Source organism: Paenibacillus xinjiangensis, assembly GCF_059686975.1.
Genome location: NZ_JCAALS010000033.1, coordinates 43,161 through 62,736 on the forward strand (window position 1 = coordinate 43,161; position 19,576 = coordinate 62,736).

A 19,576-nucleotide genomic window follows, 5' to 3' on the forward strand; every position below is an offset into this window, starting at 1 on the left:
GCTCTCACGCTCCTTTAATCCTGGTAGAAGACCCGCTTGGATATGAAATAAGTGCTGATGAATAAAATAATCATGATCGCTAGGAAATATAGCCAAGCCATCGCAGAGCTGAGCCCAAAGTTAAAGCTCGTAAAGCCTGTTTCTTTAATAAGCATCGTCATATTGTTGCTCGAGAAGGAGTCGATAATCGTATAAATCACGTTGACGAGAATAAGTGGACTAACCATCGGAAACGTGATTTTCCAGAATGCTTCGTAGCCCGTAGCACCTTCGATTTTGGACGCTTCATAGAGCTGAGGCGATATCGTCTGAATGCCAGCCAGGAAGATCAGGATTTGCACGCCCGATTGGCTTACAATCTGGTAGATTCGTTCAACAGCGTCCATCAAGTAATAGACGATATCTTCATTCACACCGGATCTCAGCATCAGGTTAGCCATTTCGACTGTACCGGTAGAGAAAAAGCCGCCGTTGGCATTTTGCTCATTGATCGCTTGCACTAAGCTGGACGCCTCCAAGGTCGCGATGACACCGGAAGCGAGGATAACCGGAAGGAAGAAGATTGATCTGGCTACTGCTCTGCCTATAAACCTCTGATTCAGCAATACGGCAAGAAACAAGCTGAATATGACGATTAACGGAACGTTGACCACCATATTGACGATCGAATCTACTAATGTACGGTTAAAGTTCGTGTTGATGGTCAGCGCTTCTATATAATTGGCAAAACCGATGTACTGAATGGACATGCCACTGGAATTAGCCTTGATTGAGCTAAGACTGTACTGCAAGGAAGACAATAATGGAATGAGAAAGAAGAACACAAATCCAAGCAGCCAGGGCAAAACATAGAGAAATCCCCACACCGCCTTCTGCTGCGCATACGTCCTTTGTTTATAGACAAGCTTCATTATCGGCTTCAAGATTGCTCACCACCCGTCACATAACCCTCGGCATCCACCGTTACCCCATTGACTGTCGCTTGCTTATCCGTGTAGTTCACGATGACATACCTGCCATTCTGATAGACGGTTTTGAATAGCCCTTCGCCAAGCTTCTCGTGCGCAATGATCGGCTCATTCTGGACATTGTTCAGAACGGCATTCACTTCCTTATAAATGTCCGCGGCTTGATCCAGCCAGAGCTTGTAATTGACGGCGTACAGCTGGTTAAACTCTGTATCCTTCACCTTGTAATTAGGCTCATGGATCCATTCAAAATAAACGCCGGAGCCATACTCCAAACATTTCAGAATATATTGCTGAACATTGGTATACGAGGTTAAATTGTAAGGTGTTCCGGTATAATCGATATAGCCGCGAATGACCATCTGATAGAATGGAATGGCCTCATCCTCAAGCTTGAAGGCGCTGTTAGACATCGGCGCATTCGTGATATCAGACAAGTATGGCAGCGCATAGGCATTGCCGCCTTCGGCCAATATCTTCAAATTCCCCTTACGAATATCGCTTAATGCTTGAATCGATATATCCTCTGACTCTGTCCTGTCCACTTGCTTGTTCTTCAAAAACTCGCTATTAAGCTGATCGGCCATATCCCGAAGAGAAATGCCGCCCGTCTCATAGCCTTTGAGGTCTTTCAGTATCGCTTCCACATACGAACCAACATTCCGCGGCGATACGACAAACGATGGCGATTTGCTCCTGTCACGCCGATTAGTCGCGAGATCAAGCGGATAGAATGAGGCAGGCACTTCACTTAACGTACGAGCCGCTTCATCTTTCTCGTCTAACCCTTTTCCCGTATGCGCTGTAAGAATGGAAATGTCCGGATAAAGCTCTATGTCTTGCTCCCGTGCGAATGACACCAAATTGTGTAATCCTTTACTGCCGCCGACAGCTCGATCTACTTTGATACCGTCAGGAATTTTATGATTGAGTCCACCGTTAAACCAGCCTGCATACTTGAGCTTAATATTAGTGATGTCTCGTTCCTTCATCTGGCTAATGATTTGCTGTGTCTGCTCGAACGTAGTAAGTGGTTCAATCGTCTGGTAAGGAACACCTGCAAAATGCTTCTGCTTGGCTATGCCCCCAACCAGCCCAACATAGAACGGGAGCTCCTTCGATTCGTTATCGGCTTTACGCTCAGGAAGTCCGCCCTGCTGCTCCAGATAGCTCCTATAGTAATCGGCCATCCCTTGATAAGAAGCGTCTTCTCCGCTTAGGAAGGCATAACGGACTGTATAATCGCTCTTCATCGCAGTCTCTTGAAATTTCGGCAGCGTACGCTCCTGTCCATTCGCTTCCAGCGTAACTTCACCCTTATTCATAACGGTAAACGATGGGTAGACATAATTATAGCTGTTTAATTTTCCGCTTATATCCGCATTGATAGTAGCAGCTGGCGCCCCTTCCTCGATGATGCCAAGGAACGCGCTGCCCTCTTGAATGATTCCAAATACGGGCAGTCGAACCGTTTGTTCTGAAATGGCATAATCAACAACCTCCATCGTTAGATCTGCACCGTATACCGATTGCTGATAGGCCGGATATTTGGTTTTGCCATTGTTGAAGTGGATAAGTGCTCCGGAGCCATCTGGAACGAAAATCGAGCCAGCCTCATCCTCTCCTCCAGCTCCGAAGAAACTTAGAACCGATATACTGCCGACTGGATATGCAGGCGGTGCCTGAATGCCGTCAACAGGAACCCTAACAATGAGACTATCGCTGTCAAGCGTATACTCGACGGAAGCAAGGAATATTCTCGCTGCAGTCTCCTCCTGCGTAAAGTTCATCTCGGCCATATCGCGCTCCAGATCCTCATCTGTATAACCAAGATCCTCGAATGCTTGGAATGCGCGTTCCAATTGAAGACCAACAAGCGCCTTGTCATTGCGGACGTAGGCAGATTTCTCGGTATCCTCTGTATAAGCAATACGTAATGTGCGTTGTCCGTTTTTATCCAGCTTGCTGGACAATTCCTTAAACCGGTCTGGACTGAGCATCAACGGAAGATCCGATGGGCCTCGCACAGCTTTGCCGAATTGGTAAGTCACACGAACCCCGTTCGGAATCGTGTCGAACTTCATTTGATCGTAAGCAACGCTATCCGTGAAGGAATTAATTGAGTTCACCTGGCCGAAGCTGTTATAATAATCGATCTTCATCTGTGATGTCAGTAATGCTTTGTTCACCCCGGTAGCTGTGGGATCGTTGTCGCTGCCGAGCGGGTTACTGCGGAAGATTTCACCGCTCAGCTTATGGAGCACGGCAATTGCACCTGTTGCATCATCGATGAACAAACGCAGCTGCTCATTCTCAGCAATCCCCTTCATTCCAGCGACGCTGCTATCCGTGAAAGCAGCCTTGAGCGCCGCTCCCTTCGTGAACGCAGTCGTCGCCTCTTCACTATTATCCGCTAGATTCGCATTGTCGGAACCGGAACATCCCGCGATTAGAAGCCCGAGTAAGAGTAACGCGAACAATAAGGCATGTCTGGCCATTGGCATCTTGGGTACTCCTTCCTTAGTTCCTCATGACGATTTCTTTGTAAACAACGGTAACAAAAGCAATAATTTGCTGCAGCAGGCTAAAGAACAGCAAGCACAGGAATGCCATGAACGCCATCGCCACAATGGTTAATATAATCGTGGCAATCGTTTTGCTGGGTGAATACTGGTGCACGGTCATATTGCCTATAAACAGCAGATATAAGGACCAGAACACGGCAACGCTGCTGCTAAAATAATAAAAGGCCGTCTCTTGGGTTGAAATAAAATTGCTTATCCAGATCCAAGGAAAGTTAATGATGACGAGGGGAATCAAGGCAAAGCAGGTGGAGGTGAAAATTTCTGCAAACTTCCCTTCTCCGCCCATTAGCGTCGTAAGCGACCAGTTGGCTACGCTCCAGAATAACACCGGCAGTGCGACGTACGTGACTTCCATAAGGCTGTTTACAACCTCTGGATTATAGATATTGACTAGAAAGCCGCTATACTGGCTGCTTAATATATTCGTTATAGCCAGTAATGCCAGAATGACAAAGGATAGAATTAGGTTCGTCTTCTTGCTGCGCTCATATTTAAGATCCCAATAGCCGTTAAAGGGATGAAAGATGAGATAAAACGGGTATCTGATGTTCTCTCTATTCAATCGAAACGACCCTCTTTCTACCCTTCATTTTCCGATAGGCTCTTATAAGCAGTGCACCTGCAATTAATGCAATAATGACGGTCATAATTGTCCCGAAATGTTCTCTCAGCACTTGCTTGCGATACAGCAGGAACGCTTTCGAATAATTTTTCTGATCATAGCTTTGCTTGAAATACGCCAATGATTCCTGATAATCGCCTTGCCTGAGCAGCGCCTTACCTATGCCCGAATAAGCAAAATCTAGATTAGCGTTCATATTTACCGTCTGATCGTAGAGCTGATGCGCCTTCTCTTCCTCGCCTCTGAAGTAGCTTCTGACTGCTTCGTTCAATGTCCGGCCGTATTGCGTCGTACGGAATACGGTTATTTCTCCGTATGCTCTATCCAGAACGAGAAAGTCGTCGCCTAACCGATCGATAGCCGCCGGCTCGTTGAATTCGCCTATCTTATTTCCTAAGCCGCCGAATATATACATAAGATGTCCGTCACCGCTGTATGTGAAGATCCGCCCTCTCTTAGAATCGAGGACCGAATAGATCTCACTATCCGTAACATCAACATCCACAAGTCTTGACGGCCCGATATCGCTCGTATAGCGAATATCGCCATTCGGACTGAAATATCCGTTTCTCCTCAGAATATCATTGCCTTGGGCATTCAGCTTCTTGATTCTGTCTCCCCACAGATCTCCATTCGTTGCATAGATGAAGCCTTCATCGTTAATATCCAGATTAGTAAATTCCGTCGGTGTGAACATGATCATCTGGCTTCGCTGTGCTTGCGTGGATAACCGTTTCCAGAGCAGCTCGACCGGATCCACAAGCACTTTATTGGCGCCAATAAAAGATGTAAATGCTCCGCTCGTGTTAAACTCCATAAATCCATCAAATACGCCGAGCGCCATCACATAAATACGCTGCGCCTGATCCATGACAACCCGAACAGGCTTAAACTCGTAATTATCCTGCAGCAGCTCAGATTCTGGCTTCTCTACAATCTTCACCAAGTTATACTGTTGATCCAGATGAACAACCCGTTTATGGTCTGTATCAGCAATAATCACATGCTTCTGATCTGTAACGAATAGGCCCTGCGGATTCAAGAACGTATCCGTCTGCCCATCGCGCTCGAAGGAATCGATGACAGTAACCCTATTAAACTGCTGATCAAGTACAACGATCCGGTTATTGCCGGAATCCAGCACATAAATCTCATTATCCAGCGTGACATGAATATCGCTTGGACTATTGAATGGACCGACGCCGAGGCTTGCACCGTCCAGCAAGGCTGTCGCTTCATAGGCAGAAGGTGCTGCAACGGTATCGTTCCAGAATGAATAATTATAGGACGGTGCACCGCCTGATGCATGAATAGGCGCTCCGACTGTACTTAAGCTTATAAGGCAGCACAGCGCCGCAAGGAGATATACTTTTAATTTTGGTTTGCCCTTGAACATCGTGCAAATCTCCCTTCTACTCTTTCATTCCTGAGGTTGCCATCGTCTGAATGACGCTGCTCTGAGAGATGATGAAGAGTGTGATCGGAACAACCATCAAGATGAGTGCAACCGCTGCCCCAACACCAGCGCGTGCTATTCCTCCCGCTGTTATTTGCCCTAACGCATAATGAAGCGTCTTCAGGTTCTCGCTGTATATGAAGCTGCCTCCATCGGTTCCCCATAAGGCAGGGAACTGCAGAATCATAAGCGTGAGCCAGGCGGGCTTCACATTCGGCATGACGATGCTCCAATAAATCCGGTATTCGTTCGCTCCGTCAATTTTGGCCGCTTCCAGCAACGCAGTCGGAACCTGCTCCATGAATTGCTTCATGAGGAACAGTCCTAGCGGGAAGGCAAGCGACGGCACAATAATGGAAGCATGTGTATTAATCCAGCCAAGCCAGGACATGACCATATAGTTCGGAATGGCGGTAACATGACCCGAGAACATTAATGCCAGTACAACGATCGAGAACAAGACATTCGAGCCGGGAAATCGATATTTCGCAAGCGGATAAGCCGCAGCCGAGGCCAGCAATATATGGCCAGTTGTCCCGAGAATAGTAATCAGCAGCGTATTGGCAATATAACGGGACAAGGGTACCCAGGAATTGCCCATCAGAGCTACCAGATCGTAGAAATTATCCATAGTCGGATTGTTCACAAAAAATCGCGGCGGGAAAACGAACAACTCATCCAGCGGTTTAAAGGCATTGTTCACCGCATACAGCAAAGGCAACGCCATGAAGGCTCCGAATAAGGCAAGGAACGCGAACAGTAGAAAGCTGACGGTAAACGAGCGATTCAGCTTTCTCGGTGTTCGGAAGGCTGCCAACATTTTGACCAACGTTACTCACCCACCTTTCTGAGCAGTTTTTGGGTGATCATATTGGTTCCGATCATAATTCCGAAGAGTACGGTTGCGATGGCGGACGCATAGCCCATCTCGAATCGAATCGTACCAAAGTCCATAAGATGCGTAACGACAGTATGAGCCGCATAGTTGACGCTCGGGAAGCCGGCAAGCGCGATTGTAATATCAGCTACCGCCAGTGAGGCCGTAATTTGCATCACTGCGCCGAACATCAGCTGCGGCCTCATCGAGGGCAGCGTGATGAACCACAGCTCCTGCCAACGGTTCTTGATTCCGTCCATCGCACCAGCTTCAATAAGCGACTGATCAATCGTCTGCAGACCGGCAATAAACGCCAGGAAGCTGGTACCCAGACTAAGCCAGAGCTGAACGATGATGACAATCATAAGAATATACTTTTCATTCGTCAGCCATTGAATAGGCTCCAATAAGAACCCGAACTTAATTAGAAAACCGTTCATATAACCGTATCTGTCACCAGAGAATACGATTAGCCAAATAAAGAATACGTTGCCAGAAATCGCTGGTGCATAGAAGATCAAAGTCATGAATGCCCTTACCTTGGGTGAGAGCTCGTTAATGATCCATGCAAAAATAAAGCAGGCAATGTAGCTGACCGGTCCAGTAACAACCGCGAACATGAACGTATTCTTCACTGCAATCATAAAGACATCATCGTTCAGGAAAAGTCTTGAGTAGTTCTGCCATCCGACAAACCTAGGAAACTCAAGCATATTGAAATAAAAGAAGCTAAGCACTAACGAGAATACGACCGGGATGACCGTGAAGGTAAAGAAGATCAGCATATACGGACTCATCAGAATGTAGTAATGCTTGTTTTTCTTCATCTCCGTCCATGTATTCGCTAATTTGGATTTCTTTTTCGGATGGATAACGTTAGATACGGCTTGACTTGTTGTTTCGGCTTGCAATGGATTCCACCCCCAAACTATTGCGGTAAATTGAATTCTTTCCGTTTAATATCGATTTCGTCGTTAATATACAGCACATAATCATTCAATGCTTCCCGAGAATTCTCATTCGCGTTGACGACTTTGCGGAACGCATTATCCAGATGACGGCCCGTGAAGTAACCGCCAGGTACCTGAGGAATCCCTCTAACCCATTCCCACTGACTTGCCAGGTTATTGTAATCCTTAACAGGCCACGGCAATTCCTGAAGCGCTTCAACATTAGCTGTCGGATAACGAGCTGCTTCACCCATGAGACCTTCCATCTCACGACCGTATGCGATTTGCGTTTCCTTCCCCGTCCACCATTTCATGAATTCCCACGAGGCCTCTTTGTTATCCGAATTCTCAAGCATCATCACTGCGGTTGTATGGCTGGCTACTTCATGATTAATAGTGCCATCCGGCTTCATGGTTCCAGGTACAAGCGTGAAGTCCCACAGCCCTTTAATCTCCGGTGCCAAGACCGTCAGCATGTTATACGTTGTATAATCGACTATGCCAATTGGCATCTCTCCGGTACGGAAACGGTTAGGAAAGTCCGCCAGCAGCGGGAATTTATAGTTGGTATAGAATTGCGTCCATTTCTTGAATACTTCCATAGAAATCTCGGAATCCAGCGCAGTCTTCTTATCGTTGTCCTTATAAAACTCGCCTTCATTCTGAAATAACAGCATGGAATACGTTGCATTCGGAACCAAGCTCGCATTCGTTGCCTCAATGGGCAGCCAAAATTCCATATTGTGCTTCTGAAGCACAGAAATCATGTTATAAATATCCTGCCAGGTCTGTGGCGGTGTAAGGCCCAGCTCCTCAAGAATATCTTTGCGATAGAAGAGCATCGGGAACGACTGCTGCTCTGGAAGAGCAAATACACCTTTATCGTATTTATAAGGTACAAGCCCGCTGTCATGAAATCTGGAGGCGATTTCGCTGAAATCCTCGAATTCCGTCAAGTCAGCTGCGGCTTCCCTCATGGCGTAGTTCACCGGAACATCTTCGCCGATCTGCATGGCAACGTCAGGCCCTTCGCCGGCGAGCGTAGCCGGCAGCAGGATGTTGCCCGGTACAAGTCTGAGTTCAACCGAGATATTCGATTCCGGTGTGAAGGAATCGTCAATCAAGCTCTTCAATACTTGTGCCTGATCTCGTCCAGTTGTGATCCATACCGTAATCTTGCTGTCCTGCTCTCCCTGAGTATTTCCGATACTATCGTAATCCTCGAAATAAGAGGCAGCAAAAGCACCAAGCTCATGTCTAACCTCCTGTAGGAACGTCGCCTCCGCCTTTGGCAGCTTGTGGCCTGGAGAAGAGACGATTAAATAATCCAAGGCAAGCGGCTGCTCACGTACAGTAAGAATCCAGGTTCCGAGACCACCGACATTTATCTTGAAGGCTTGCAATCGGCCAGGAACCGTCTCAGGATCATCCACCATCTCCTCCAGTTGACTGACCATCGTGTGAAGAACAGCTACTTTATCGCTTCGCTCGCCGGTTGCTTGCTCCAAATAATCAGCTACGCTTTTAATAATTTCCGCTTGTTCCCTGAACGTCTCTACCATCCCTGGAATCCGTTTCTCCAATTGATAGTCACGGAATGTATCCGGCGTATTGGATGTGATCATCAGTATTTTTCTGTACATTTCGTTCAACTGCAGCACGCTGGACTCGATGGTTCGAATCAATGGAGCAATGTCGCCAAGTGAGACCATCATGCGAATGCGATGCGTTCCCTTCGTCAGGTGGAACAAATAAGGCTCATCGCCGCCCAGCACATTCATCTGCCAATCCAGATTGAAATCGAACCGTAAACGCTTCATTTCTTGAAAAGGAATTTTCCCGTCGATCGTCAAGCTGCGGGTAGCATACACCCCGCGAAGCTGATCCTGCTTCTGCTTAAGCGCGATTTGATACAATCCATCCTCTTCCACCTCAACATCCCACTCAACCCATTGCCCTGGCAGCTTCCAGTTCGTTCCGCCAATCGTATTGATTCTAATCTTCGATACATCGTAAGGAATAACAGTTGGGCTGGATCGATCGGTTACGGGGTACAAGGTAGGTGAAGACTTATAAACAGCATCCTCCGCTTGAATTTCAATGTACTTACCCTCAGCAGGCTTGATACCATCTGCCTCGTATTGGCTCTTAACCGCTTCATACGTCTTTAATTCAGGATCTTGGTACAGCTCAATATAATCAATCGCCATCGGTTCCCTTAGGGCCATCAAGGAAATCGATTGCTGCCCGCTCTCGAAGTAAAAGGAATAAGGCTCGTCATAATAACCGTTACGATCCGTAATGGCAGAGATTTGCCAGGATTGCTTCTCCACTTGCCTAGGACGAAGATCATTGCCACGATCGTCTCTCTCCACTTCCTCTAATCGATTTCCCCATACACGATCAAACAAAATAATATCCGCACCTTTAAACGGAACCTCTTGATTAATAGATAAATGTCTCTCGATGGCCGAGCTTTTTCCTTCGATTGGCAAATAATGAAGCCTCACATTGTACAGGCCAGCATGTGCCAATGATACATCCCAAGTGATGCTTCCAGATTCCGGTGTAATGACCGCCTTACCGTTCAATCCATCAAGCTGATCCGAAATTTCAAATCCTTCGCCAGTCGTTTCCGAGAAGTTCTCCCCCTCAATCCGTATAATCTCGTCTGGCCTCTTGGCATTCGAATGGTTAGCCAAGTAGCTATCATAATCGCCTTCTGCAACTGAAGATGTTATAGCGGTGAATTCTGCCTTCGCCGAGGCTCTCATGGTATCGGATGAACGGGAAGGGTAGAAAGTCCAAATGGACGTTACTAGCACGACAAGAACTAGTAGAGCAATGACGTAGTTCTTTTTTCTGAAGTTCAACCTTTCTCCCTCCTGCTGCAAAAGTTTACATTCAACAACAGTCCCCATAATAGAAGCTTCTAAATGGGGACTGCTCTGCACGATTTGTTTACCTATTAATTGCTATACACGGCATCAATCGCCGCTTGGAACACGGATTTATACTTCTCAACGACTGTGGACACCGAGGTTCCGCTGTTAATCTCGCCTACGAAGTCCCAGAACTTCAGGTTGTCACCGAATGTTCCATGGTCGAATACAATCATGCCAGCTCCTACCATTTTGGCATTGTTGATGTCATCCTCTGTTTTGAACAAGGATTCCAGACTCGCTTGACCTGGATAATCATATTCGGATTCGATGTCGTTAATTTTCTCCCAAATGTAAATCAGCTGCTCCGGATTCTCGACCGCCTTCGGAATGGTTAGTGACTGGAATGCGCCTTCACCAGAATGATATTCTGTTTCGCTTGGGCCTTTCGGGAATGGAATGAAGCCGATATCCGCATCTGGCATATCCGTTTGGTAACCAGCAAGATCATAGATTGCTCCAGCAATCATTAATGTGTTTCCTTGACGGAAGAATTGACCCGGCTCCGTCCAATCGCCGCCTTCTGTTGGTCTGTATACTTTCTCAGTAGCCAGCTTAGACAAGAAATTCAACGCTTCTTGCGTTGCAGGGTCATCGAGATTCTGCATATTCCCTTTGGTCAGGTGAGCATTGTTAGAGTACATCGCGTGCTCCACCACTTGAGAATTCGCCAGCCCCCATGTGTCCAGCTTGCCATCGTTGTTCGTGTCTTTGTTCGCTTCCTTAGCAACTTGTACGAATGTATCCCAGTTCCAATTATCTTCGTTCACATAATCTTGAAGCGGCTTCACACCAAGCTGATTCATTAAGGTACGGTTATAGAATACCCCTTGAACAAGACCAGAGTGATCTTCAGTAAAGCCATAGCCTCTTCCTTCATATTGCATGAACTCGTTCGTAACCTTCTGATTGAATACTTTTTCATTCTTCGTATATTCATCAATCGGCCATAACAAATCTTGCTTGACCAGCGTCGGGATCGTATAGTTTTTACCCAAACGCACGATATCGCCGACTGGTTCTCCAGCCAATAAGGAAGCCGTTACTTTTTGCTGATACTCACCGAAATCAATTGCGACGTACTCGATCTTGAAGTTGTGCTTCTTCATTAATTCTTCCAGGTTTTTCTTTCTTTGAATGTTATCAGGGTTGTCCTCTGGTATTTCCATATTCCACCAAGCTACGACCTTGATTGTTCTTCCGCCCATGTCAAAATCCATTTCAGGCGTACTGGTCACTTCCTCTTCTTCCTCTTCCGGCACTGTCGCTTCCGTGACTGCACCGTTGCTTGAGCCATTGCTCGAGCCGTTGTTAGTCCCCGTGTTCACACTGTTGCCTGAATTGCCGCTGCACGCGGTGAGAACTAGAATCAACACAAATAGCATGGTTAACATCGTCTTACGATTGTTCACTTTCATACCCCCTTCTGTGATAACTACAACGAAAGTGTAGCGCTTTCATAGGATAAGCAACAACCTGCTGGATATCAGTTGTTCTACCCCTCAAACTCTAGGTCCGTATTTCTCACCCTCGCATGTTTGCAATAACAGGTAAAAACTTGCGGGCTATGCAAAGAAAAGCACATTGTTTAGAGCCTCTCCAATTTACATAATAAAAGGGTAGTGTAGTATCTGACGAAGAAGGCGGCATACGCTCAAGGCTGCTATGAAGATGATTGATGTATGGCGAATACAATAGGAGGTAACCATCATGTATAAAATACTGCTTGTCGAATCCGACCCACGGTCGATGGAGACGCTGCAAGCTATGATGGAATGGAGTCAAATGGGATTTGAACTGGACGTATATTCTGGCAGTCCCGCAGCTGCTGTCTCATTGCTCGACAGAAGCCGATATTCTCTTATATTGATTAGTATGAACGACGCACATAACGAGGCTCTGCTTTTATGTGATTATATCCGCAAGCAGAGCCGCGTTCCGATCATCTTTGTCGGTGGAAGCCATGACTTCCAGCTTGCCCGCAAGGCTCTCTTCTATCAGATCAACGATTATTTGCCTAATCCGGTATCACAAGCAGAGCTCATAGCAAGCCTGCAAGCCATCAAACGTGAGCTGGATTTTTCTAACGATAAAAATAAAGCGCTATCATTACGGTCAAATGAATTAGAAATGCAGAATTCCAGTCCTATCATTGAGAAGGTGAAGGAGTTTGTCGACGAATCGCTGAATCAGAACATTACGTTGAAGCATATTTCGAACATCCTGCACTTTAACTGTTCCTATCTCGGCCAGAAATTTAAATATTATGAGAATATGACCTTTAACGAGTACCTACTTCAGCAGCGAATGGAAAAGGCGAAGCTGCTGCTCGAGAATACGGAACTAAAGGTTTATGAAGTCGCGAACGAGGTCGGATATACCGAAATGGACTGGTTCTATAAGAAGTTCAAAGCTTATACCGGGGTAAGCGCTAATGAATATAGAAAAATGATTTTCATTACAGCGTAAGCGCTTTCTTTTCCGACTGATTCTTGTATGCACAACATGTTGTGTTAAAAGACCCTGACACTTTGCAGGAGCAGAGTGCAGGGCCTTTGTCTTTATTTATGATCTTAAGAAGAAGTATAACGATCTATGGCGTACATTAATGTGATCCGGCAAGCTTTAAGACTCCGATCCCGAACAGTTGACTCCATGACATGCCAGATGCATCATTCCATATTGCGATGCTGTCGCGAACACCGTCGTCATTCTCATCATTGTTAACTTGAACGTCGAACCCGATTATACTGCCAGACCTCGGCGCCTTTCCGCTCCATGCAATGGAAGCTTCAATAATGTATCCGCTTTTTGTACGCTTCGCAGCAGAGACCAGCCTGGCGCTGGACGAATCCGGATTGACAGACACATCGTTGTCGAAGTTGATCCGATACTGCCCGTCATCTGAATCATAAGCAGCACTTCTTGCATTATTCTGATCGATGAAGATTTCAACGGAATCCTGCTCCCATACATTGCCGCTGCGCTTTGTAAGCAGCGAGTCCGTTACCTCCGCCAGTACGTACAGGCGATGGCCATCCCAAAGCGTCCGTACCTTTGCAGTTGAACCGGATGTCCCCTGTACCCAGCGGTCGGTCGTCATTGATTTGGCGTTGCGCCACACAGCATCAATTGTGCCGTCGATGACCGGCGTTCCATAATTAGCCGTTGCAACGCGTGGACCTTCAATGAAGGTAAGGTCGCCGAATCTCGAAGTATCGGAATCCTGCCCATTATGGATATCATTCCACGAAGTCTTTGTCACCGTTGTACCTGAAGTGTTGGAGATTCGCACATCGAACCCTATTTCTTTGCCGATGGATGCGCCAAGTCCAGAGATAGACGCCTCAATACGATAGCCTGTTGCTGTCTTCACCGCTTTATACTTGGACTTGTCGCTTGAGCCCGATCCATTCCGCTTGAAGATATACTTCTTATCGTCCTTGTGGTAGACCGTTGACTTATTATGATCAGCATCAATGAATAGCTCAACTGCATCATTCTTGTTCGGGGTTGCGTCCACTACATCAATCCATACATACAGCTGCTTCGAATCCCATAACGTCTTATAAGCTGCCACCGTCGCTCCAGCCTGTTGAATGGAAGCAGCTCTCGCCCAGCTCCAGGACTCATCCAGCTTGCCGTCTACCTTCACTGTGGAGGCGACAGCACTTTCGTGCTTCGTTTCTAATGGAACCTTCATGGGATCGACAAGCGCCAAGTATGCATATTTAGCCTGAAGCCGTTCATCGAATAATAGCGGCCAATTATTGCGTACGACAGGGAAGGTACGCAGCCAAGTGTTCCAATCGTCCTTGCCCCAAAAGATGACAGCGCTGATCTGATCCGCATGCTTATGGAATACATCGAATATTTCCTTGTAGCGATTCGCTTGCTTAATTTGCAGATCAAGCGGTAATGACTCATAAGAATCCGTATCGTTCGTGTAGATGCTCATGTCCAGCTCGGTAATCTGCTGATCGATGCCAAGATCCCGGAAAGCTGCAATCATATCGTCAAGCTCACTCACCAGCGGATACTCTATGCCGATATGCGTCTGGTGGCCAATTCCCTGAACCGGAATTCCTTTATCCTTCAGCCGTTTAATCAAATCATACAAAGCTTGCCGCTTGTCAGGGATATTCGTGTTGTAGTCATTAATGTAGAGAATAGCATTAGGGTCTGCCTCATGCGCGTATTCGAATGCCTTCTCGATATACTCCTCGCCTGCGATTTGGTACCAGAGACTATTGCGCAAGCCGCCTGGCTTCTGGTCGTACGTCTCGATGACCTCGTTCACAACATCCCACGCATATATCTTGCCTTTGTATCGACCAACTACCGTATCAATATGTCGTTTCATCCGCTGGTACAGCAGTTCCTTGCTGGCTAGATTGCCGTTCTCGTCATAGAAAACCCAATCCGGAGTCTGGGAATGCCAGATTAGCGTATGTCCACGGGCGGCAATGCCGTTATCCACAGCGAAATCTATCATTTTATCCGAGCTTGTGAAGTTGAATTGTCCCTCCAACGGCTCGGTCGCATCCCATTTCAGCTCATTCCCTGGAGTGAGACTATTAAAATGCTTTTTCAGCAGCTGCGCATCCGGGCCAGTGGGATCTTCAATTTCATTGACGAGAAGGGAAGATCCCAGCAAAAAATCATTCGCGAACACATCCTTTAAATTCGGAATATCCTGCTCGATTTCAATCGGAACCGGCTCCGGGACCCGCTCGATTACAACATCATCTACATAAAAGGAAAGCGTCGGATTGTCAAACGATTCCAAGTAAACGTCTACATTCTGAACGGGATGCTCAAGCTTATACTCACCATACAATTGCACCCAGCCGTCAGCGGTAGCCGTCTTGGCTGCAACATGCTCATAGAAGGGATTGCCGTCTGTTGTACGCTGAATCAACATCGAGATAGAGCCGCTGCTCATACCTGCCGGCAGTCGAACCCACGCTGTAAACCCATAATTGTTGCCAACTTCCATAAAGGTGCTCAAATCGAGCAGCGGACCGTTCCAGCCCTCCGTTCTGCCCGTCACTTGCAGTCCGTAGGAGCCTGTATGAGCAGCCTCGCTAACTGCGGACAATACTTCATTCCCTCCTCTTCCATGCCAGCCTTGGACCGTACCATCCTCGAAATCCGTTGCGATTCGCTCGGATTGCCCTGGCGGTACCTCCTCCGCATTTGTCTGCTGCGTCCATGGTCCAACCATTAAGACGGACAACATGAGAACAACTGCCAATCCCATCACCAACAGTCTCTTCATTGTGTGAACAACACCTCTCCTCAAGCTTAATTTGAGCTATATTCCATCAAACTCCCTGACGGGAATCTACATGGCATCGTTAGACCATCTGGGGAATCCATGTATAGGCACCGCTCGTTCCCTAGCTAACTCGATTTGATTGCATCTGACGGATAGAGAATGATATGGCCGTCCTCCATCTCCACACGTACTTTATTGCTTCCCCTAAAGCCTTCTACATCGAGAAACGCAACCGGAATCTGAAGCCGCCCTGCCTTGTCGAGAACGGCGTACTCCAAGTGGCTCTCAGCCTCAGGCTGAGCGCTCTCGTTACTTAGCATCGTGGCATACGATATTTTGCGGATCATCTCAGATGAGGTTTTGCCGTCTCGAATCTGAACAACCCGATCAACCTTGCGGGCCAGCTGCGGATCATGCGTGACGATCACAATCGTAATGCCGATGGAGCGATTGAGCGAGCGGAACAAATCCAGCACTTGATTCGACGTACTCGTGTCCAGCGAGCCTGTTGGCTCATCAGCGAGCAGCAGCTTAGGCTCGTTAGCCAGCGCGATGGCAATCGCCACGCGCTGCTGCTCCCCTCCAGACAGCTCGTTAAGTTTATTGTGAATCCGATGGCCCAGCCCAACAGCCTCGAGCAGTTCCATCGCGCGTGCCCGCTTGCGTTTGCCGCGCAGCAGCATAGGCAGCTCGACATTGGCCAGCGCGGTCAAATAGGGAATTAAATTTCTAGCATTGTTCTGCCATACGAATCCAACGGTATCTCGCTTGTAGGCTACCAGCTCCTTCTCACCAAACTTCAGCAGATCTTTGCCGTCCACAAACAGCTTGCCTGCCGAGGGCTTGTCAAGACCCCCGAGCATATTCAGCAGCGTCGACTTTCCGCTGCCTGAATTGCCGATAATCGCCATCAGCTCGCCGTCCTCAATCTGCAGATCAAGCCCTTGCAGAGCAAAAACCTCGAGATCCGCCATTTTATAAATTTTAACGAGACCTTCGCAATGAATCATGGTTACTCCTCTCCCAGCTTCAGCGCTTGTGCAATTCGAATTCGCGATAACCGATAGCCGAGTATAAGCAAGCAGGCTGTCAGCATGAATCCGACGATACCGTACAGCTGCAAGTAATCGCTGAGCTGATGAACAATCTCGAATGGAGGCACTTGATCCGACGTCGCAAACGACATTTCGAATAAAGGCACGAACAGATCGCTTATCAGATTCCCCATTATTACACCGAGGAAGACAGCCGCTCCAGAGGTGAGCAGCTGCTCGCTTACTAGCATGCCGATAATTTGTGAGAACGGAATGCCCATCGCACGCAGCACGCCGTACTGAAGTGTTCTGCCTGATAGAGTAAGAATCCAGAACAGCAGGAAACCGAAGAAGCTCACCAGCATCGATATGACGAAGCCAAGCGTCATGACGCCGTTGATCGCTAGACGGAACGGATCGTTCTTGGACTCGATCAGCTCTTGCGTCGCATCTCGTAAGCTCGCAATGAACAGCTTCTTCTCAGCCAATTGATCATAGATGGATTGGCTGCTAACGCCATCCTTCAGCTTGAGCCATACCTCGTAGGGCTCCACAGCAAGCCTGTTCTGAATCGTACCCAAATGTCCGACGATCAAATTCGGTTTCTCCGGTTTCTCTCCAGTACCGCTTGGCAGTGGATTCCAGCTTGGCCAGTAGTCGATAATGCCGTACACGACGAACTGCGCTTGATCGAGCCCGTCCCAGGATATGCCGATGCTGTCTCCAGGCTTCACTTGGGCTATGTCTGCCAATGACCGGGAGATAAGAACCGCCTTGGGACTAGGAGCAAGCAGGTTCAGATAGCTGTTAATCGGATAATCAAGCAGCCCATTCTTCATCCAGGCCGTATTCCCGAAATCCATCGTGTCGATGCCAAACAGCGTAGCAGCCCCACTCTTGCCGCTGCTCGCAGCAGCGAACCTTGCCGACTCTTTCTTGAATACCTTCGCACTTGCTTCAACGCCCTCAAGCTCCTCGAAAGGAAGGAACGGCGGTTCTGTATATTGCACCCTTCTCGTTTCTCCGATACCCGTATTGTTCTGAGCCTGCTGATTGGAAGAACCGTATATAGGCGGAGGCATGTCGCTCTGCCAACGGGTCATCAACGCCATATCGGCACCTACGGCATATTTAATCTTGCTCTCCATGTTGTCGTTGATCGTTCGGGCCGCATTCGCGCTGAACAATCCTGTGGCAACCGTCATGATTAAGAATAGCTTGATCGTCTGGTACTGGCGGGATGATCGGCTAATCTGCACGAGCGTATTATACAGCGCCGGCGACCACCATTTTCGTCCAGCTAGATAAACGAATTGAATGCACCAAGGATATATTCGCAGCAGCAGCAAGCCTCCGCCAAGCGCCAGCAAGGAGGGCATGAGAAACAGCATCGGATCGAGCTGCAGAGCATCGGAATCAAGACCAAGCCGCTGCAGATCCTCTTGGCGTTTATTGAAGTTAACCAGCAGGTAGACCGACACGCCAACTAGTACAAAATCAAGCCCAGCCTTATGCCAGAAGGATGTCTGATTCATACGAGCAGATTGCTGCTTATGGCTTACAATACTGACACGCGTCGCCATATAAGCAGGAATCAGAATAAGCACAATCGCTGCTGCGACCGCTGCTGCTGCTACTTTGTAAGCGTTGCTGGTAAGGCTGACATCAAGCGCGGAACGCTGTACAAATTCAAGAAAACCGTTAGACGCTCCCAGCAGCTTGGTGAAAGTGACCCCGAGGAAGGGCCCGACAGCAAGCGCGCTAAGGCCAAGGAACAAGCTTTCGAGTGTATATGCCGTCATAATTTGCAGTCGACTGGCCCCACGGCTGCGGAGCACAGATATCTCTGTCTTCTGCCGCTCGATTATGAGATTGGCTGCCATATACAAGTAAAAAGCAAGCATCAGCACAACAGGCGAGTACAAAGACAGCATCATAATATCGAGCTTCTCTTGCTTGCCCAGATAATCCGCAACGGTAGAAATAGCAGGACTATTAATCTCATCGACACCGATCTTACCACGGAAATATCGACGAATATCCCTATCCGCTTGAACGTATTCGTCGATTGTATCGACAGTCAGCTGTTCGTAATTCAGTGCAAGACGCCATTCCAAGCTCGATAATCTGACTTTGCCGCCAATGACGAAGTCGCGCTCAAATTGCTCGTACGGGATGATAAAGCCATCGCTGTCTTCATTCGTAAGAAAAGGCAAGTACGGGTCAGCGTCAGGATCTGTCTCCATTATCCCGACGGGTATAACGTTGAATCGCTCCTTATCAGGAGACTCGGCAATTAGCTCCTCTCCAAGATCTCGCTTCACTGCGATTAGAAATTTCTGCGTAACTAGCGCTTCAATGACGTTGTCCGTTCGTACAACCGGCATCCGCCCATCGACGAGTCTGACGCGCTCCTCCATGCCAGAGAGCGACTTCATGCTGCCAGCCGCCTTCTGGGACAGCTTCTCCTGCTCCGATGCGTCGGCTCCGTACACTTTCATTCGAGCTGTACTTCGTTGTTGATACATGGATAATGCATCTAGTCCTGCTCGCGCCGGTATATTGAGCACGAACCGATCCGCACGCTGAATTGCTTCTATCGTCTTTTTGTCCATCTTCGCAGCGGAAACGGTTGTACTGATTCGCACATATCCCGGATACACGCCTTGCTGATGCTGCACCTCTTGCAGTTCTTTCAACAACGTCCTCTGCACAATGGCTTCTGAGTATAGCGGCATCGAGCTGAACAAGGCTACGCATATGGTAAGACCGATCCATAGATTGAGCTGCAGCCATTTGTTATTTGCCATCTTGCGGAGAATCATCGTCCATAACCCCATATGTACACCCCATCCTTGCGC

Annotated in this window: 12 protein-coding genes; 1 reads left to right on the plus strand and 11 read right to left on the minus strand. The window is 47.8% G+C overall.

The features are described from left to right. Positions 1–14: 14 nt before the first annotated feature. From AC6ESP_RS25465 to AC6ESP_RS25500, 8 genes are all read right to left on the minus strand, one after another. Positions 15–923 (minus strand): carbohydrate ABC transporter permease, encoded by a 909-nt coding sequence (locus tag AC6ESP_RS25465; RefSeq protein ID WP_497099534.1) that lies wholly within the window; start codon positions 921–923, stop codon positions 15–17. Further along, on the minus strand, positions 920–3,472 hold the full coding sequence (locus AC6ESP_RS25470) for a DUF5696 domain-containing protein (protein WP_497099535.1): 2,553 nt from the start codon (positions 3,470–3,472) through the stop codon (positions 920–922). Before AC6ESP_RS25470 ends, AC6ESP_RS25465 begins: the two co-directional genes overlap by 4 nt. A gap of 16 nt (positions 3,473–3,488) precedes the next feature. After that, positions 3,489–4,115 (minus strand): Yip1 family protein, encoded by a 627-nt coding sequence (locus AC6ESP_RS25475; protein ID WP_497099536.1) that lies wholly within the window; start codon positions 4,113–4,115, stop codon positions 3,489–3,491. Further along, a complete protein-coding gene (locus AC6ESP_RS25480) occupies positions 4,108–5,571 on the minus strand; it encodes a hypothetical protein (RefSeq protein ID WP_497099537.1) in 1,464 nt (487 codons plus the stop codon). The genes AC6ESP_RS25475 and AC6ESP_RS25480 overlap by 8 nt, the downstream gene beginning before the upstream one ends. A gap of 16 nt (positions 5,572–5,587) precedes the next feature. Then, positions 5,588–6,451: a carbohydrate ABC transporter permease gene (locus tag AC6ESP_RS25485; protein WP_497099556.1), complete on the minus strand. Its 864-nt coding sequence runs from the start codon at positions 6,449–6,451 to the stop codon at positions 5,588–5,590. 11 nt (positions 6,452–6,462) lie between these two features. After that, positions 6,463–7,335 (minus strand): carbohydrate ABC transporter permease, encoded by an 873-nt coding sequence (locus tag AC6ESP_RS25490; protein ID WP_497099557.1) that lies wholly within the window; start codon positions 7,333–7,335, stop codon positions 6,463–6,465. A 101-nt stretch (positions 7,336–7,436) separates the two neighbouring features. After that, positions 7,437–10,232 carry an extracellular solute-binding protein gene (locus AC6ESP_RS25495; protein ID WP_497099558.1) on the minus strand — a complete coding sequence of 932 codons (2,796 nt, stop codon included), beginning with the start codon at positions 10,230–10,232 and terminating at the stop codon, positions 7,437–7,439. Between the two features lie 194 nt (positions 10,233–10,426). Then, positions 10,427–11,818 carry an ABC transporter substrate-binding protein gene (locus AC6ESP_RS25500; RefSeq protein WP_497099538.1) on the minus strand — a complete coding sequence of 464 codons (1,392 nt, stop codon included), beginning with the start codon at positions 11,816–11,818 and terminating at the stop codon, positions 10,427–10,429. A gap of 292 nt (positions 11,819–12,110) precedes the next feature. On the opposite strand from AC6ESP_RS25500, the gene AC6ESP_RS25505 reads away from it, so the two are divergent. Further along, positions 12,111–12,869, plus strand: a complete 759-nt coding sequence (locus tag AC6ESP_RS25505; RefSeq protein ID WP_497099539.1) for a helix-turn-helix transcriptional regulator — start codon at positions 12,111–12,113, stop codon at positions 12,867–12,869. A 136-nt stretch (positions 12,870–13,005) separates the two neighbouring features. Here the strand turns inward: AC6ESP_RS25505 and AC6ESP_RS25510 are convergent, their stop codons facing one another. From AC6ESP_RS25510 to AC6ESP_RS25520, 3 genes are all read right to left on the minus strand, one after another. Next, the gene (locus tag AC6ESP_RS25510) at positions 13,006–15,681 is read right to left on the minus strand and encodes an endo-1,4-beta-xylanase (protein ID WP_497099540.1); all 2,676 of its coding nucleotides are present in this window, start codon (positions 15,679–15,681) and stop codon (positions 13,006–13,008) included. 125 nt (positions 15,682–15,806) lie between these two features. Next, positions 15,807–16,691, minus strand: a complete 885-nt coding sequence (locus tag AC6ESP_RS25515) for an ABC transporter ATP-binding protein (protein WP_497099541.1) — start codon at positions 16,689–16,691, stop codon at positions 15,807–15,809. A gap of 2 nt (positions 16,692–16,693) precedes the next feature. Continuing rightward, positions 16,694–19,555, minus strand: coding sequence for an ABC transporter permease (locus AC6ESP_RS25520; protein WP_497099542.1), 2,862 nt, complete (start codon positions 19,553–19,555; stop codon positions 16,694–16,696). Positions 19,556–19,576: the final 21 nt, after the last annotated feature.

What these genes read in the sequence shown, in the direction of transcription:
- AC6ESP_RS25470 (WP_497099535.1), bottom strand. Translation starts at nt 3,472, where the DNA reads ATGCCAATGGCCAGACATGCCTTATTGTTCGCGTTACTCTTACTCGGG.
- AC6ESP_RS25480 (WP_497099537.1), bottom strand. Translation starts at nt 5,571, where the DNA reads ATGTTCAAGGGCAAACCAAAATTAAAAGTATATCTCCTTGCGGCGCTG.
- AC6ESP_RS25485 (WP_497099556.1), bottom strand. Translation starts at nt 6,451, where the DNA reads ATGTTGGCAGCCTTCCGAACACCGAGAAAGCTGAATCGCTCGTTTACC.
- AC6ESP_RS25490 (WP_497099557.1), bottom strand. Translation starts at nt 7,335, where the DNA reads ATGAAGAAAAACAAGCATTACTACATTCTGATGAGTCCGTATATGCTG.
- AC6ESP_RS25495 (WP_497099558.1), bottom strand. Translation starts at nt 10,232, where the DNA reads ATGAGAGCCTCGGCGAAGGCAGAATTCACCGCTATAACATCTTCAGTT.
- AC6ESP_RS25500 (WP_497099538.1), bottom strand. Translation starts at nt 11,818, where the DNA reads ATGAAAGTGAACAATCGTAAGACGATGTTAACCATGCTATTTGTGTTG.
- AC6ESP_RS25505 (WP_497099539.1), top strand. Translation starts at nt 12,111, where the DNA reads ATGTATAAAATACTGCTTGTCGAATCCGACCCACGGTCGATGGAGACG.
- AC6ESP_RS25510 (WP_497099540.1), bottom strand. Translation starts at nt 15,681, where the DNA reads ATGAAGAGACTGTTGGTGATGGGATTGGCAGTTGTTCTCATGTTGTCC.
- AC6ESP_RS25515 (WP_497099541.1), bottom strand. Translation starts at nt 16,691, where the DNA reads ATGATTCATTGCGAAGGTCTCGTTAAAATTTATAAAATGGCGGATCTC.
- AC6ESP_RS25520 (WP_497099542.1), bottom strand. Translation starts at nt 19,555, where the DNA reads ATGGGGTTATGGACGATGATTCTCCGCAAGATGGCAAATAACAAATGG.